This is a genomic window from Cytobacillus sp. EB106-05-05-XG126, from assembly GCF_058791715.1.
Genome location: NZ_JBYTDU010000001.1, coordinates 2104879 through 2121945 on the forward strand (window position 1 = coordinate 2104879; position 17067 = coordinate 2121945).

Annotated in this window: 16 protein-coding genes and 1 riboswitch; of the genes, 9 read left to right on the forward strand and 7 right to left on the reverse strand. The window is 40.1% G+C overall.

Features of this window, described 5'->3' with window-relative positions; all coding sequences use genetic code 11:
* Positions 1–246: 246 nt before the first annotated feature.
* Together AC3WTL_RS10440 and AC3WTL_RS10445 are read right to left on the reverse strand one after the other, a co-directional pair.
* The gene (locus AC3WTL_RS10440; protein ID WP_252221119.1) at positions 247–993 is read right to left on the reverse strand and encodes a class I SAM-dependent methyltransferase; all 747 of its coding nucleotides are present in this window, start codon (positions 991–993) and stop codon (positions 247–249) included.
* Between the two features lie 57 nt (positions 994–1050).
* Positions 1051–3129 carry a transglycosylase domain-containing protein gene (locus AC3WTL_RS10445; RefSeq protein ID WP_492369363.1) on the reverse strand — a complete coding sequence of 693 codons (2079 nt, stop codon included), beginning with the start codon at positions 3127–3129 and terminating at the stop codon, positions 1051–1053.
* A gap of 317 nt (positions 3130–3446) precedes the next feature.
* On the opposite strand from AC3WTL_RS10445, the gene AC3WTL_RS10450 reads away from it, so the two are divergent.
* Positions 3447–3983, forward strand: coding sequence for a universal stress protein (locus tag AC3WTL_RS10450; protein WP_252221118.1), 537 nt, complete (start codon positions 3447–3449; stop codon positions 3981–3983).
* Positions 3984–4029: 46 nt separating this feature from the next.
* Here the strand turns inward: AC3WTL_RS10450 and AC3WTL_RS10455 are convergent, their stop codons facing one another.
* Positions 4030–4500: a helix-turn-helix transcriptional regulator gene (locus tag AC3WTL_RS10455; protein ID WP_248346587.1), complete on the reverse strand. Its 471-nt coding sequence runs from the start codon at positions 4498–4500 to the stop codon at positions 4030–4032.
* Positions 4501–4770: 270 nt separating this feature from the next.
* Here AC3WTL_RS10455 and AC3WTL_RS10460 point away from each other — a divergent pair, with 270 nt between their 5' ends.
* The 5 genes from AC3WTL_RS10460 (at position 4771) to AC3WTL_RS10480 (ending at position 10173) form a co-directional block, all read left to right on the forward strand.
* Complete coding sequence (locus AC3WTL_RS10460; RefSeq protein WP_492369364.1) at positions 4771–5910, forward strand: histidine kinase N-terminal domain-containing protein; 1140 nt, start codon at positions 4771–4773, stop codon at positions 5908–5910.
* 104 nt (positions 5911–6014) lie between these two features.
* Positions 6015–6557, forward strand: coding sequence for a GNAT family N-acetyltransferase (locus AC3WTL_RS10465; protein WP_048009315.1), 543 nt, complete (start codon positions 6015–6017; stop codon positions 6555–6557).
* Between the two features lie 205 nt (positions 6558–6762).
* The gene (locus tag AC3WTL_RS10470; RefSeq protein ID WP_492369365.1) at positions 6763–8055 is read left to right on the forward strand and encodes a hemolysin family protein; all 1293 of its coding nucleotides are present in this window, start codon (positions 6763–6765) and stop codon (positions 8053–8055) included.
* Between the two features lie 296 nt (positions 8056–8351).
* Complete coding sequence (locus AC3WTL_RS10475) at positions 8352–8753, forward strand: MerR family transcriptional regulator (protein ID WP_492369391.1); 402 nt, start codon at positions 8352–8354, stop codon at positions 8751–8753.
* A gap of 64 nt (positions 8754–8817) precedes the next feature.
* Positions 8818–10173 carry a hemolysin family protein gene (locus tag AC3WTL_RS10480; protein ID WP_163143333.1) on the forward strand — a complete coding sequence of 452 codons (1356 nt, stop codon included), beginning with the start codon at positions 8818–8820 and terminating at the stop codon, positions 10171–10173.
* Positions 10174–10220: 47 nt separating this feature from the next.
* On the opposite strand, the gene AC3WTL_RS10485 is transcribed toward AC3WTL_RS10480, so the two are convergent.
* Positions 10221–11630, reverse strand: coding sequence for a sensor histidine kinase (locus tag AC3WTL_RS10485; protein WP_492369392.1), 1410 nt, complete (start codon positions 11628–11630; stop codon positions 10221–10223).
* Positions 11620–12318, reverse strand: a complete 699-nt coding sequence (locus AC3WTL_RS10490) for a response regulator transcription factor (protein WP_163143345.1) — start codon at positions 12316–12318, stop codon at positions 11620–11622. Before AC3WTL_RS10490 ends, AC3WTL_RS10485 begins: the two co-directional genes overlap by 11 nt.
* A 472-nt stretch (positions 12319–12790) precedes the next feature.
* On the opposite strand from AC3WTL_RS10490, the gene AC3WTL_RS10495 reads away from it, so the two are divergent.
* Both AC3WTL_RS10495 and AC3WTL_RS10500 read left to right on the forward strand, forming a co-directional pair.
* Positions 12791–13429, forward strand: coding sequence for a hypothetical protein (locus AC3WTL_RS10495; RefSeq protein ID WP_197214556.1), 639 nt, complete (start codon positions 12791–12793; stop codon positions 13427–13429).
* Positions 13430–13510: 81 nt separating this feature from the next.
* Positions 13511–13828 carry an ArsR/SmtB family transcription factor gene (locus AC3WTL_RS10500; protein ID WP_035326772.1) on the forward strand — a complete coding sequence of 106 codons (318 nt, stop codon included), beginning with the start codon at positions 13511–13513 and terminating at the stop codon, positions 13826–13828.
* Between the two features lie 22 nt (positions 13829–13850).
* On the opposite strand, the gene AC3WTL_RS10505 is transcribed toward AC3WTL_RS10500, so the two are convergent.
* Both AC3WTL_RS10505 and AC3WTL_RS10510 read right to left on the reverse strand, forming a co-directional pair.
* Positions 13851–14780: a cation diffusion facilitator family transporter gene (locus AC3WTL_RS10505; protein ID WP_492369366.1), complete on the reverse strand. Its 930-nt coding sequence runs from the start codon at positions 14778–14780 to the stop codon at positions 13851–13853.
* Between the two features lie 221 nt (positions 14781–15001).
* A complete protein-coding gene (locus AC3WTL_RS10510; protein ID WP_197214555.1) occupies positions 15002–16297 on the reverse strand; it encodes an NCS2 family permease in 1296 nt (431 codons plus the stop codon).
* An 89-nt stretch (positions 16298–16386) separates the two neighbouring features.
* Positions 16387–16488, reverse strand: a riboswitch (purine riboswitch).
* A gap of 197 nt (positions 16489–16685) precedes the next feature.
* Between AC3WTL_RS10510 and AC3WTL_RS10515 the strand changes: the two genes are divergently transcribed.
* Complete coding sequence (locus AC3WTL_RS10515) at positions 16686–17000, forward strand: DUF948 domain-containing protein (protein ID WP_048009322.1); 315 nt, start codon at positions 16686–16688, stop codon at positions 16998–17000.
* Positions 17001–17067 lie beyond the last annotated feature (67 nt).

The following is a 17067-nucleotide window of genomic DNA, read 5'->3' on the forward strand; positions in this document are numbered from 1 at the left end:
TATTACTGTTTTTCAGCCATCAATGTTGTCCGTTGATTTCCGATCCAGGCTGCTCAGCGAACCGCGGGGCAGGCGATAAGCCTCCTCGATGCTCCGCGTCTGCGCTCCCGCAGGACTTTGAATAAGCTTCCTTGAGTAAACACCGTACGAAGAAAATGCGAATGCATTTTCGAGGATCTCGCACCTTCCGCTCCAATCAACTCAGTAAATAAGAGGAAAAAGCAACAAACCTTGCGAAAACAAACTTTATTTATATGCAATGGCAATTGGCTGATAAAATCCAGACTCTTCAGGGAGGAGCCATTTGACCTTCCGAAAACCAGCTCTATGCAGAAAATTATTTAACTCTTCTCTTCGATATGCCTTATACTGAGAAAGTCTTTCTGACACAGACCAGGTCCCGTCTTTTTCAATCATTGTAAAATGCCTCAAATTATATATTTCAGAATTCTGATGCCAATCCCAAAGCTGAAAGGTTATGGTGTGATCCCTTTTTGCAGGCAATGTGGATGTTGGCCTTTCTTTATGTATTTCATCATAATTCCTGATAGAAAAGAGAAAAATGCCTTTCTCGCTGAGTATACTGTAAACCTCTTTAAGTGCCTTGATGCATTCTTTTTCGGTGATAAGGTGCGGCAAAGCGTTATCCATCGAGATAATGGCCTGAAAAGATTCACTGTGCACAGATGACAATGCCCTCATGTCTGCCTGAAAAAATTGGATGTTCAGCTGTCTCAGCTCTGCTTCTCTTTTTGCCCTTAAGATAGACTTTCCGCTAATGTCTGATGCAGTTATTTTGTACCCCTTTTTGGCGAGAGCTAATGCCTGAGTCCCTATTCCGCAAGAACAATCCAATAAAGATGATGTTTTTTTTATGCCTTCTGCCGATAAAAGATGATCCAGTACATCACCCTGTCTGGCAATGGAACGATCCCAATTCTCAAATATTAAGTGATACTCTTCCGCTAATTCATCATAAAATTGTTCTGCCATGATAGATGACCTCCTTAAAAAAAAGAGTACAGCTTTTCACTGTACTCGTAAAATGTATTAATCATGCTTCTTTTCTTCATCTTTCTTATTATCTTTATCTTTTCCTTTCCCTTTTTCCCATTTCTCTTTCCATTTCTCTTTTTCTTTTTCAATTTTTTCTTTTATCTTCTCTGTTTCTTTTTTTATGTTGTCTTCCCATGCTTTTCTTTGCTGCTCCCTTTGCCTCTGTTCCATCAGGCCGGCAATATGAGGGACATTAAATGACTCTGCTTCCTGATTTTTCAGGGCTTTCGACATGATTTCCCGGAATATCGGAGCCGTGCCTTCACTGCTGGAGGTAGTAAGATAATTATTCGCATCTGTCTTATCATGGCCTACCCACACAGCACCAACCAGCTGTGGGGTGTAGCCGACAAACCATTGATCCTTAACTCCGTCAATGCCTTCGATGGTCATTTGTGTACTGCCTGTTTTCCCTGCAACTTCTCTGCCAGGTATTTGGGCAGCCTTCCCTGTACCATGCTGAACTACCCCGAGAAGCATGGTTGTCATTTTATCTGCAACATCCTTGGAAATGACTCTTGTATTCTCACCTTTCCACTCTGCTACTGTGACTCCATTTTTATCAACTATTTTTGTAATGGAGTGTGCTTCCGGCCTCTCGCCGCCATTTGCAAATACAGCATAGGCCTGTGCCATGGTCAGAGGTGAAACTCCAACACTTGTGCCCCCAAGAGCAAGTGCAAGATTTTGATTGATGGCTTCTTCAGGTATGCCAAACCTCTTCGCCGCATCTACCCCTTTGTCCACACCAATCTCATCCAAAAGCCATACAGCAGGCACATTCAAGGAGTCCTTGACTGCTTCATACATTGGCACATTTCCCCGGAACTGGCCATTATAGTTATTCGGCTCATAATCTTTCCCGAATGTCATTCTTTCATCTTTAAGTTCATCGGTGATCTTCCAGCCCGATTCCAGTGCTGCTGTGTATGGCACAATCGGCTTCATTGTCGATCCCGGCTGGCCTACTTTATGAACGGCACGGTTATGTCCAAGAAGGGTATGTTCACCTCTTCCGCCTGCAAGGGCACGGATTCCGCCATTCTTTGGATCCAGAAGTACGGCTCCGCTTTGAACCTGCTGATCTCCAGTACCTTTAGGAAATAATTGATCATTTGTGTAGGTTTCTTCTACACTGCTCTGCATATCCTGATCAAGCTCAGTATATATTTGATACCCTTCACTTAAAAGCTCATCAAGCGAAATATTATATTTATTAATCGCCTCTTCCAGAACCACGTCTACATAATATGGGTATTTCCCTTTAAAGGGATCACCGCCGCTGTCTTCAAAAACAAGCTTTTCATTTTTTGCCTTTTCCCATTCCTTTTCAGTAATAAAGTTGTGTTCCTTCATACGATCAAGGACGGTATTCCTTCTCTCAATTGCCTTTTCTTCATTTTGGTAAGGATTGATGGCTGATGGGGCTTTAACCAGCCCTGCCAGCAATGCTGCTTCACTAATGGAGAGATCCTCAACATCTTTTCCATAGTACTTCATCGCCGCACGTTTGATCCCCCATGCGCCTTCCCCGAAATAAACCTGGTTTAAATACATTTGAAGAATTTCGTCTTTGCTGTATTCCTTTTCAATCTCAAGGGCCAGGAAGAATTCTTCCAGTTTTCTTTTGTATGTTTTTTCTGCAGACAGCAGCGCATTTTTGGTCAGCTGCTGGGTAAGTGTACTGCCGCCCTCGACTATTCCGCCTGCTTTCACGTTTGTAAAGAAGGCCCTGCCTATTCCTTTTAAATCGATGCCCCCGTGTTCATAAAAACGGTGGTCTTCAATGGCAATAACTGCATTTTTCATATGATCAGGAATTTGATCTATGGAAATGCCTTCATTTTTATTTGCTGAGATCTTGCTGGCTACTTCCCCATCAGCGTCATAAATGACTGTGGATTGTGCAAGCCCTGCTTCGAGTGCACTGATATCCGCATCCTTATATGAAAAATAGACGAAGCTTAAGAAAGCCAGGACCACAGTAGATGCAAGCAATATGGATACTTGTGTCAAGTGAAGCTTATTCCAAGTTGACTGAAACTTTTTAATAACTGAAGTTTTCTTTCTCATATTTCCTCCAAATTCTTGCTGATGATTAATTTGCATTTGTGCGGAAGTCTTCAGATTACACCGATATCAGCATAACTTCAAAGAATATGTTTTTATATAGTATTTGTTACCATGCAAATTTCTGAAGTTCATATAGAAATACCCTGAAATTCCCAATGTTACTCTTCACTATGCTGAAAATGTGCATTAGAATTTACGGAGTCCGGTCATTTTTTATGGGGGTATTGTGTTTTCAAGCTGTATTTTTATGATTTACTCTTCTCAGCAAAGGGTATAGAACCAATAAGTTTCCTTACCATAAGAAGGAGTGAACACTGATGAATTTTAACAAAATTGTATTGGGCTATGATGATACAGACGGAAGCAGACAGGCTTTGAATATGGCAATCGGATTAGTTAAACAAAACCCTGATGCTCAGCTGCTGGTTGTTCAGGTCTTTGAAGAAACAGTTGAAAATATTCCCATAAACAATGAAAAAGCGGTAGAGCCTGTAAGAACGAATGGCTATCTGCTTGAAGGAATTCAGATCCCTCCTCTTCCTGTTTATCATGATGAATCCTCTTCCAATACACACGCAAGAGTAAAGCATAGCGTAGACAATACTTTTTACAATGCAAGGGAAATTCTTGAGCCTTACAGCATTAATGCGAAGTTCGATGTTATTGAGGGAAATTCTGCAGAAAGCATTTGTGAATATGCAGCGGCCGAAAACGCAGATTTAATTATTGTGGGAAGCTCAGGCAAGGGCGGAATTAAAAAGATGTTCCTGGGCAGCACCAGTTCAAAAATTGCCAGGAATGCTCCTTGCCCCGTGCTTATAGCTAAGGATAAGGAAAGTCCGCAAATCCCTTAAAATAGAAAAGCAGCCCGGAGGCTGCTTTTTTATGTGAATTCAGCTATTATTGGCGAAGGTCTTTATTCTCTGCTGCCAGCTCCTCAAATCGTTCTTTAGAAGACAATTCATCGAAACTGCTGTAAATTCTGAAATGGTCCTGATCAATAATCCGGTAGTGCTGGCTGATGATATTCTGCTGAAGGATCAGACCGTTGCTTCTCTTCAATTCCCTCCACCAGAGTTTTCCGCCAAGAGTCTTTTCCTTCCTGTAATCAATTCCTTCTCTTGCAATAGTCTCCAGAACTTCTAATGGTTCATTTCCAAACAAAAACCGGACCGTTTCCGTTTCTCTGAATAAAGCACAAACGGCTACCACTGTCGACCAGCCTGCCTCTGCCCGCCCTTTCTCAATTTGAACAAGCGTCTTTTTTGAAACACCAATAATTTCCGCCATTTTATCCTGTGTGTATCCTGCCTCTGTACGTATAAGACGGATCTTATCTGAAACTTTCAGTATAATTTCATCTCTAGTCAATGCAGCTTCATTCCCTTTTTGTTGTTGGTGTAAATTTACACCTGCCTCTATATTATAAAAGAAATAATAACCATTTTACAAATAAAAAACTGCCTTTTTCTTTAACTATACCAATTATCACAAAATAATGACTGTGCTTTTAGTCACAAGTTGGCCTTATTCCTCAGGGTAAAAATTACTGATATTTTCCATTAAATTAACAGAGGATTTTGCCGGATTCTATCGAAATCTATTGGTTAACTGTTATTATGCAAAAAAGTGGAGGATAAAATGACGATTGAAACAAATAATGCCATATTGGAACTTCTGCTGACGGAAAAAGAAAACCTTTTAAGTGAATGGAATGAGAAAATCCTCATAAATAAGGATGACCCTTTTAAAGATAAAATTAAGGATAATGGCGATGCCATGTTCCAATTAATTATTCAAATCTTAATAAAAGACGGGCAAGAACTGGAAAACTATATTCAGAAACTGGCCTACACTGTCGCTGAACAGCGAGTAAAAGCAGATATTAATATTGGAGACTTTGTTTTTAATGTCAACTTGGGAAGAACAATCGTCCTCAATATATTTAATCGTTCCGAAATACATTTTCATGAACTCCAGAGACAGTACGAAAGAATCGGTTATTGCTTCGATAAATTCTTATATCATGCTGTGTCCAGATATACGGATGCCAAAGATCAGATTATTAAGGAAAAAACACAATTTATTGATTCCACCCATAAAGATAGATTAACTCTTCTGGGCCAAATGACTTCAAGCTTTATTCATGAGTTCAGAAATCCGCTTACCTCTGTACAAGGGTTTATTCAGCTTTTAAAATCCGAAAATCCCTCCATGAAGTATTTGGATATCATTTCAAATGAACTTGAGCAGCTGAATTTTAGAATTTCACAATTCCTTCTCCTCTCTAAAAAGGAACTGATCGGAAAAGAAAAAATTACATTCTCTCTAAATGAATTAATAGATGAAGTCCTGATATTCTTATATCCCAGTATCCTGGATGGAAAGGTTACAATCCTTCAGGATATAAAAGATGATATCTTTTTGGTTGGCTATGCGGATGAAATCCGCCAAGTCTTCATTAATATTATCTTCAATGCCATTGATGTGCTTACACAGTACCGCAGCGACCCTGTCATCCATATTAAAAGCAAATGGACTTCAGATGGGCACATAAGATTGGATATTTCGAATAATGGGCCAAGAATTCCTGATCATCTTATCAATTCCATTTTTGAGCCATTTGTTACAACAAAAACACTCGGAACAGGGCTGGGTCTATTTGTCTGCAGGGAGATAATTGAAAAACATCAAGGGACTCTGACATGTGATACCGAATCAGACTGGACCGTTTTCAGCATAACTTTGCCAACTGAAAAGCTGACTGAAGATATGAGCTGACTCCGAATCCTGGGAACAGCTTTTTCGTCTTCCATACTAAAAATGCTTATATGATTTAAACAATAAATTATTATATTTATAGTTTGCCGGAGGGGGTTTGTCACTTGTTTTCTTTAAAGGTAGATGAGGATATAGAATTGCAATTGTTCCAGCTTCATCATTCAGAAGAGCTTTTCAGCTTGGTGGACCGGAACCGCAGCCACTTAAGAGAATGGCTTCCATGGGTAGATAATATGGCTTCACCTGTTCAGTATCATTCGATCATTCCTATATGGCTGAAACAGTTTGCCGATAATAACGGATTTAATGCCGGAATCCGTTATCAGGGAAAACTTGCAGGCTCTATTGGTTTTCACCATATAGACTGGAACAACAGACAAACCAGCATTGGATACTACCTTGCTGAAAATTTTGAAGGCAGAGGAATTATGACACGAAGTGTGCAAGCCATGGTCAATCATGCTTTTTTTGATTTAAAACTGAACCGCATCGAAATACGCTGCGGAATCAGAAATGGAAAAAGCCGTGCGATCCCTGAACGGCTTGGCTTTCGGCAGGAAGGAATCATCCGGGATGGCGAGTATCTTTATAATCGATATCACGATCTTGCCGTATATGGACTTCTGGCAAGAGAATGGAATGTTTAAACAAAAAGCCTGCTCAGGCTTTTTTATTTTTCCCTGCATACAAGATCTTGGATTAATTATTTCTCCTGATTACATCTCTTAAATAAGGGTAATTTCAATTAAAGTAAATCCTTTATTCATGGTTTATTTGTAAAATTCATGAATAAGGGAAAAGTACTTATTATAAAGGAGGTGCCGGCCCCTTACATATCGTGTAAGGGATAATATGATCACCCTTAACCTTTTCTTATTATTTTTATTAATCGCATTAACTGCTTTTTTTGTTGCATCTGAATTTGCCATTGTTAAAGTGAGGACTTCACGAATTGACCAGCTTATGCTGGAGGGAAATCCTAAAGCCGCTTCTGCAAAACAAGTTATAAGCAGTCTGGATGAATATTTATCTGCCTGTCAGCTTGGAATTACAATCACCGCACTGGGTCTCGGGTGGCTGGGTGAACCGACTATTGAGAGACTGCTTCATCCTGTATTTGAAAGTCTTAACTTGCAGGCTTCCCTAACTCATTTCCTATCCTTTGTCATTGCTTTTGCTGTTGTGACATTTCTCCATGTGGTCATTGGAGAGCTTGCGCCAAAGACCTTTGCGATTCAAAAGGCAGAAGCTATTACTTTAACTTTTTCAAAGCCATTAATATTATTTTACAGGGTTATGTATCCGTTTATCTGGGTTTTAAATGGTTCTGCCAGAGTTGTTACAGGATTATTCGGACTGAAACCAGTTTCAGAGAGTGAAATGGCCCATACAGAGGAAGAACTGCGGATTATCCTATCTGAAAGCTTAAAGAGCGGTGAAATTAATCCCTCTGAATACCAGTATGTGGACCGGATATTTGAATTTGACAATAGAATCGCCAAAGAGATTATGGTTCCCCGGACCGAAATTGTTACCATTCCGGAAGATTCATCACTGGAAGAAACCCTCGATCTCATATTAAATGAGCGTTATACCCGCTACCCGGTTACGGCGGGCGATAAGGATAATATTCTCGGAATCATTAATGTTAAGGAAATTTTAACTGACTGTGTAAGAAAAAAATGTGAAGGCAAACACCCCTTACTGCAATATATTAAACCTGTCATCAGGGTGATTGAAACCATTCCCATTCACGATTTGCTCCTTAGAATGCAAAAGGAGCGTTCACATATGGCGATTCTTCTTGATGAGTACGGCGGAACAGCTGGAGTGGTCACAGCAGAAGATATCCTGGAAGAAATCGTAGGTGAAATCAGGGACGAATTTGATGCCGATGAGCTTCCGCTTGTTCAAAAGACAGGGGAAAACCATTATATCCTTGATGCAAAACTGCTGATTTCAGAAGCAAATGATCTCCTGGGAACAACATTATCTGATAATGATGTTGACACTATCGGCGGTTGGATTATGACGAAGAAGTATGATGCTGTTCAGGGAGACTTTGTTGAAGAAGAAGGATACAGATTTATGATTAAAGAAATGGATGGACACCATATTTCTTATATAGAAGTTGTGAAAATATAAACTGCATTTTCTTAGAACCGGGAGCGCACTTTTTGCTCCTGGTTTTTACTGCCAAGGCGTGCTTTTGCTGAAACTTTTCTGCCTCTATAAAAATTTTTATTTTTCCGAATCTTTTTACTTCATATTTAATGAATAATTTCATAAAATAAATGTAATCCTTTTTTCCAAACTGCTACGTTTGACTGTACGGTTTCCGCTAACGTATAATTGACTCTAACTATATCTCTTGTTGTAAAGCATTATTATGGAGATATAAGTATTCAAAACAGAGGTGATATGATGGGGCTTACTATCGTATCGGCGAATTAGCCAATATTGCTAACGTTTCTAAAAGAACGATTGACTACTACACTAGCATTGGCCTAATAAAAGCGAAACGCTCAAAATCAAATTATCGCATATATTCAGAAGAGGTTTTGTCTGATCTAAGATTTATTGAAGAATGCAAAATACTGCATCTTCCACTTGAAGAGATTAAGAGAAAACTAGAAATGAAAACGAAAAGGGAGATTCAGAAAGGGGAAGTTGAAAAGCATATTAACGCAGTCACATTACAGATGAAACAGCTGCAGCAGGAAATAGCTGTGCTCATGCCGCTCATCAATACAATGAATGAGGAGCAGAAAGATGGCTTCTCCAGAAAGCTGACTGCCGAAAGTACTGCATTGCTCCGTTCCCTTTCCGGCTTAACAAGCTAATCCCATTTTTCACAAAATCAGGAGGTGACACCCTGCCCGTTTAGGCGGGATAAGGGGAACTTATTTGGACATATTAAACTTGGTTTTTATAGCCATTTTAATTGCTTTAACGGCTTTTTTCGTTACTTCGGAATTTGCCATTGTTAAAATACGAAGTTCCAGAATTGATCAGCTAATTGAAGAAGGCAATAAAAATGCAATTGCTGCGAAGAAAGTGATTTCCAATTTGGATGAATACCTTTCAGCCTGCCAGCTGGGAATTACCATTACAGCACTCGGTCTTGGCTGGCTGGGTGAGCCGACAATTGAACACCTTCTGCGTCCGGTGATAAATAGTTTCGGTCTGCCGTCATCCATTTCGCATGTTATCTCATTCAGCATTGCTTTTGCTTTTATCACCTTCCTGCATGTAGTTGTGGGAGAATTGGCCCCAAAGACTCTGGCGATACAAAAAGCAGAAGCGGTAACTCTTTTAACAACACGTCCTTTAATCTGGTTTTACCGGGTTATGTATCCGATCATTTGGGCGTTGAATGGTTCTGCCCGCCTATTGACCAGCATGTTTGGATTAAAGCCTGCTTCTGAACACGAATTAGCACATTCTGAAGAAGAACTTCGCATTATTTTATCAGAAAGCTATGAAAGCGGCGAAATTAACCAATCTGAGTTTAAGTATGTAAATAAAATCTTTGAGTTTGATAATCGGATCGCGAAAGAAATCATGGTTCCGCGTACTGAAATTGTTTCTCTCTCAAAAGATGATACACTTGAAGATTTTCTGCAAATCGTTCAGGAAGAGAAATTTACTCGATATCCCATTATAGATGGAGATAAGGATCATATCATTGGCATGGTCAATATTAAAGAAGTCATGACAGATCTCATTATGAACCGGGAATTATCATCAAGCACTCTTGAATCATACATTCGTCCCATTATCCGGGTCATTGACAGCATACCTATCCATGAGCTGCTGCTTAAAATGCAAAAAGAACGCATCCACATGGCCATCTTAATGGATGAATACGGCGGTACCTCGGGGTTAGTGACTGTTGAGGATATCATTGAAGAGATTGTTGGCGAGATCCGTGATGAGTTCGACATGGATGAAGTACCGATGGTCAGAAAGACGCAAGAAGGCCAATATATCATTGATTCAAAAGTTCTTGTCAGCGAAGTCAACGACTTGCTGGGTACCGATATTAATGATGAAGATGTTGATACCATTGGCGGATGGATATTGACTGAGAATTACGAAGCCAAACAAGGTGATATTATCGAGTACGAAAAATATCGATTTAAAATTCTGGATATGGAAGAGCACCATATTAAGTATGTTGAAGTGACAGCAGTACCTGAAACAGAAGAGCCGGCACCTGCAAAAGAAGTGCCCTTTACTGAATCAGAAGTATTGTCTTAAATAATAAAAGGAACAGCCTTCTTGAGTGCTGTTCCTTTTATTTGTCCTTATTGCTCCCGCGGAAATCTAATCGTGAATTTGGTCCCTTCCCCCTTTTCACTGCTGACAGTAATTTCTCCGCTGTGCAGCTGAACAAGCTGTTTGACAATGGAAAGACCGATGCCAAACTCACCAAATGAATGATTGGTCCTGGATAGATCCGCTTTATAAAATCGCAGCCAAATTGACTCAATTTCTTTCGGGTCGATGCCTATACCCGTGTCTTCTATTAAGATCAATGTCTGATCAGGATCTTCTTTGCCCCTTAAAAATATGGAGCCCTGCTCGGTGAATTGAATGCTGTTCTTCACAATATTCACCAGAATCTGAATCAGCCGGTCATAATCCGCATACACCGAAACCCCTTCTTCAGCCTCTATATATATCCTGTTACCTTTTTCCCCTGCCTGAATTTCCAGCTGTTCCTTAACAATTTCAAAGGCTTCCATGAGATCAATATCCATTTTATTCAGCTGCAGCTGGTTGGAACGAATCTTTTCATAATCCAGATTTTCATTCACCAGCCGAATAAGCCTCTTTGCCTCCCTGTCTATCAGGATCATCCCTTTTTCTGTATCCGCCTCCGGGATCAGACCTCCCTTAATACCTTCAGCCAAACCGCTTATGGTGGTCAAAGGAGTCCGAAGCTCGTGCGAGACATCAGCGATGAATTTCCTTCTTCTATTTTCCAGTCTTCTGATTTCTTCATTAGATTCCCTCAATCTTGCTGCCATATCATTAAAGTCTTTGGCCAATTCCCCAATTTCGTCCATATAGGTGTAAGGCACATTGATATCATAGTTCCCGGATGAAATCATAGAGGCAGCATTCCTAAGCTCAGTTATCCTCTTGATCAGATTTTTAGAAAGAACCAGACTTAAAAGGATGGTCGCAGAGAGTGAAATAAAAATGGTATATAATAAAAATCGATTTAATTCGCTGACAACCTCCATAGCCCCTGTTATTGGGGACAGAAGCAAAACTCCGCCAACAAGATTGCCCCCCTGCATATATGGCATGGCAACTAATGTTACCTCCTGGCCGAAACGTTCTATATCATGCTTTACAGTTACTTTTTTTCCTTTCGAAATTCCAGCCCATTCGGATTTGGTCAGCTGAATCATCGGATCCGATTTAAGTTCAGGATACAAGACCCTTCCTTTATGATCGAAGAGAATGTATTTGATGTTTCTGGCATCGAGCAGCTGGCTGTATTCTGTTAGAAATTGTTCATCCCCCTCTATCCTGACTGTTATGTCTGTCAGGATCTGCTCTCCATAGGAATCGAGCTCTTCCACTTTATTTTCAAAAATATAATTCTCCACAAACTGGGAGAATAGAAGGCTTAATAACAGGAAGGCCAGTATTAGGATGCTGACATGACTGATCAGCAGCTGATAAAAATACTTAACCTTCATTTTCCGCTGCCGTTTCATCGAATTTATAACCTACACCCCATACAGTATGAATAAAGGGCTGCTCATCCGTGCCTATTTTTTTCCGGAGCCTTTTTATATGTACATCTACGGTTCTTTCATCTCCATAAAACTGATAACCCCATACACTATCGAGCAGCTGCTCTCTAGTAAAAACCTGTTTGGGATGTTTTACAAGGTAATACAGCAAGTCAAATTCTTTTGGGGTCAAATTCTTTAAAAGCTGTCCATTATAATATGCCTCTCTGGATTCTTTGCTGATTTTGAAATATTCACTGGCAACAAAGTGATGTTCATCTGTTCCTGCTTCAGCCTGAAATCTGCGTGTCACGGCTTTTATCCTGGCCATCAGCGTCAGCGGGCTGAATGGCTTGGTCACATAATCATCGGCACCCATTTCAAGTCCAAGAACCTGATCGGATTCGCTGTCTTTTGCCGTCAGCATAATAATCGGAACCTTGCTCAGTTCCCTTATTTTCAGGCAGAGCGTCACTCCATCCATGACCGGAAGCATCCAATCAACGATAATTAAGTCCCATTTTTCTTTATTAAAATGCTCAAACCCCCGCTGGCCATCGTGAACAAACACACCCTGATACCCTTCTTTCATAAAGAACATCTCCAGCATTGAACAGACACTTTCATTATCTTCCACAACCAGTATTTTCAATTTCCCTTCACCGCCCATGAACAGTCTTTTATTCTTAATGTAATCGATTTGAGTGTTTTTTTTCAATGAATTTCTCTAACAATAATGTTTTTCTAAAATCTTTCTTCAAAGAATATTGTGTTTTGCTTATAAATTCAGTCCGTTGATTTCCACTGCAGGCACGCAGTGAACCCGCGGGGAGGAATGCGAGCCTCCTCGGCTTCGCCTGCGGGGTCTCACACTTCCCTCTCCTCCCGCAGGACATTAAATAAGCTTCCTCGAAGGAACACCGCATGAAGGAAATGCGTCAGCATTTTCGAGGAGCAAGTGCCCACAGCGAAGATCAACTCAGTAACTCAAACTAAGTTATGTACTATCAACAATACTTTACGAAAGCAGCCTTTTCTATAAAGTCAGCCAAATTCTTTATTATTATCAATATCTTGGGAAATGCTAATTACGACTTATCATTTTGAAAGGAGTGCAGTATAAGATGAATAAAAAATTTCTTTTATTTGTATCTTTTTGCTTTATTTTAATAGGGGCCGCGATTTCGGTTAATGCTGAATCTGCGCCAAGGGGAAAGTCACCGGCACAGGAGCAAATACATGAACACCATCACAGAATGATCGATGAATCTTTAATGAAATCTCTTCTGGAACAAGGATTCACTAAAAGAGAAATCTTCATAGCTGCCCACATTGCGAAGTTTTCAAATAAACAGGTTGCAGAGGTATTGACTTTTTATAAAAAAAATAACTCCTCCTGGGAAAAAACAGCTCAGCAGTATGGAGTGGATTTAGACAAAATAAAGAAGCACCATCATCACATGGATAAGTTCCTTGAAGCGAACAAGGGGGTTGTTCTGCAAAAGGTCTCCGAGTACTCCGGCAAATCGGCTCAAGTGCTGCAGGGGTATCTTGACAAAGGAGTTCCACTTCGTTTCCTTGTTTCAGGTGCAGCCATGGCAAAGGCGGCAAATAAGGATTTGGGTGAAATCATCCAATTGAGGGAACAGGGAAAATCATTACACGAAATAAAAACAGAATTAAATGTTGATAAAGAACAAATCCATGCAGAAATGAAAAAACTGGTTGATGAAATTCACAAGGAAATCAGTAAGGCAAAATAATAAGATAAAACCGCAGAGTCAACTTCTGCGGTTTTGTTTTATATAAAACAGACTTATAATGAAAGAAAGAGGTGAAACAAAATGACAGATGAAAACCCGGTATACCCTGCCGACCTGGATGAAGAAACTTTATTCATGGTTTCCCAGACTTTTAAAGCTTTATCCGATCCAACAAGGCTTAGAATTCTTCACTTATTATTTCACGGAGAGTATTCTGTAAATGAAATTGCCGAAAATCTCTCCCTGCTCCAGTCTACCGTTTCTCACCAGCTTCGCTTTTTGAAAAACCTGCGCCTTGTAAAATTCCGCCGTGAAGGAACAACTCTCTTTTACAGCCATGATGATGAACATGTTATTAGTTTATTGAACCAGGCTATTGAACATAGCCAGCATTCATGAATAAGCTGTCCTTAAGGCCTTATTAATTGCAGCTTTCATTATGGCCTGGACAGCCTTTTCTTTCTCCCTCCACTTGTATCGTGCTATGTTCAATCCCATATTTATCATGCAGCACAGATTGAGCCGCATGAAGGACTGCATCGTGTCCGCCCTCATTTTCAATTACAAGATGGCAGCTAAGAGAAGGAAAACCGGAAGTAATCGTCCAAATATGAAGATCGTGAACGTCTTTTACATGTGCAAGTCCGAGGAGCGCACTTTTAATGTCCTCTGGATTCAGGTGGGAAGGTGTCCCCTCCATTAAAATGTGGAAAGACTCTTTTGCCACTCTCCATCCGCTTACAAGAATGAGAACTGCTACTATTACACTTGCAATTGGGTCGGCAATGCCCCACCCGAAGAAATAAATTAACAGTGCAGCGGCAATTGCTCCAACAGAACCAAGCAGGTCACCTAGAACATGCAGAAAAGCACTCCTGACATTTAAATTATGCTCCTTATCCCCGCTCATTAATATGAATGCTGCTGCAATATTGACGAGAAGACCAATCGATGAAATCACGAGCATTCCCATACTTTGAACAGCCGGCGGCTCAAGAATGCGGTGATAGGCCTCATAGAAAATATAGAGAGAAATTAGGAGCAGTGTAATGCCATTTATTGAAGCAGCAATAATTTCAAATCGTTTATAGCCGAATGTTTTTGAATTTGTCGCCTTTTTTTCGCCTATTTTGATAGCCAGAAAACTCAAGCCAAGCGCAGCTGCATCACTCAGCATGTGTCCGGCGTCCGATAGCAGCGCAAGGCTATTAGTCCATATTCCGCCAATCACTTCTACAATCATAAATGAAGCAATTAAAATAAATGCCCACATCAAAGCCTTTTTATTGCCAGTGTGATGGTGATCATGTGAATGTCCATGTCCATGCCCGTGCCCATGACTGTGTCCCATATAATGCACCCCTTTTATATGAATATATGCTCATATATATTATGTATGACTTTGGCTTATTGTTCAATAATTTTTACTATTCCCTTTTAATTTAGACTAAATGAATAGACTCAAACATCTGCAGGCGATTTCAACAGGAACAGCAGAAAATTGAAAGAATTATTCCAGGCAACTATAGAATTCATAAAAGGGCTGCCTGACTATACAGGCAGCCCTTTCCCTTATGCAAGATAAACAAAATAACCCATAAATGCAATACATAGTCCATACATGATGGGATGGATCTCTTGTGGCCTTTTAAGTGCCAGCATTGTAATTGGGTATAAAATAAAACCGAGTGCAATCCCTGTTGCTACACTGAAGGTCAATGGCATCATTAAGATGGTCACGAACGCAGGAATTGCGATTTCCAGTTTACCCCAATCAATATGTTTTACCTCCATGGCCATCAGTGCTCCAACAATGATCAGTGCCGGCGATGTTACTTCGGCCGTTATCACACTGAGCAATGGAGAGAAGAATAATGCAACCGCGAAGCATGCAGAGATGATTACTGATGTAAAACCTGTTCTTCCTCCAGCTGCAATCCCTGAACTGGACTCAATCATGGAAGCAGTTGTAGAAGTTCCAAGCACAGAGCCTACTACAGTTGCACTGGAGTCTGCCAGAAGCGCTTTGCCGGCATTAGGAATTTCATTATTTTTCATCAGGCCAGCCTGACTTGCGATAGCTATTAAAGCTCCTGCTGTATCAAAAAAAGCAACAAATAAGAATGTAAATATTACTGCCAGCATTTCCGGAGTAAAGACTTGATCAATATGCAGAAAAACCTCACCAAATGTCGGTTCAAGGCTCGGAATAGCACCGACGATTTTTTCCGGTTTATCAATAAGGCCAATTAACATTCCGGCAGCAGCTGAGATGACCATCCCATAAAAAATGGCCCCTTTAATACCCCTTACCATCAATACGATTGTTAATATAAAACAGAAAACAGCCAGCAGCGTGACTGGGGATTTAATATTGCCAATCGCCACAAATGTCGCATCATTTCCGACAACAAGTCCAGCATTTTTCAATCCTATGAAAGCAATAAAGAATCCGATTCCGCCTGCAATTGCATGCTTTAAATCCTTCGGTATAATGTTAATAATTTTTTCGCGTATTTTTAATAAACTTAAAATCACAAATAAGACTCCTGAAATAAATACACCTGTTAACGCTGTTTGCCACGGAATACCCATTCCGATGCAGACAGAAAAAGTGAAGAAAGAATTGAGGCCCATGCTTGGGGCAATCCCAATCGGATAATTGGACAGCAGGCCAATTAATAAAGAGCCAATAATAGCCGAGAGTGCCGTAGCAGTAAAAACAGCCCCTTTATCCATTCCGGCCTGGCTAAGGATAATTGGATTTACAATTAGAATATATGCCATTGATAAAAACGTGGTTAAACCTGCAATTGTTTCCTGTTTGTATGATGTTTCTCTTTCATGAAACCGGAAAAAAGATGACATGCCAATCCCTCCTTTTTTTTGGAAAATAAAAAAGCTCCGCAAGATGCGAAGCTGCCATAAAGAAAAACAGAAGAAATAGCATGCCTATTCAAACAAGCTATATCCCCTGTAGTCAAGCTATTTACGGCAGCCCGGTAGAAACGCTCAGACCCTATCTCTGAACATATACAGGTAAAATGTAAAACGCAGCACATCAATCAGTGTACTGCCCAAACATTATATATTGATATAATGAAACCAATTCTAGCAAACTCAAATTTGGACGTCAATTCTTTAATTTATTCTGAGAATTCTCTTTTATCTTGAAGCTGGTTAATAAGATTTAACGTTAATTTTTTGAGTTTATGGGTAAATAATAAGAAAAACCGGCATGAGGAGGAAGGTCGTAATGTTCATTGTATATGCAAGCTTGATTCTTATAGCAGCATCTCTGATTTTTCTGGGCATCTATGCTTTTAAAACTTATAAGGATGCCAAACCCGCAATTAAGAAGCTGACAGCAATAAGCACTGTCATGCAGCTAAAGGCAGATCAAGTGAAAAATGGGGTTGACGAACTGACAGCAACCCAGAAAGAAATCCAAAGAGATATCAATTTTAAGAAACAAACATTTAATAATACAGTGGCTGCTGTTAAAGAAACACCGAAAAAAATTAAAAAGTGGTGGAACATTAAAATACCTTTTATCCATCAGATAAAGTGAAACTTCAATCAGTGGGGGTTTTCCTTATCCCCCACTGATTGTTAGTCGCGTTCTAGTGTCGCTAAGA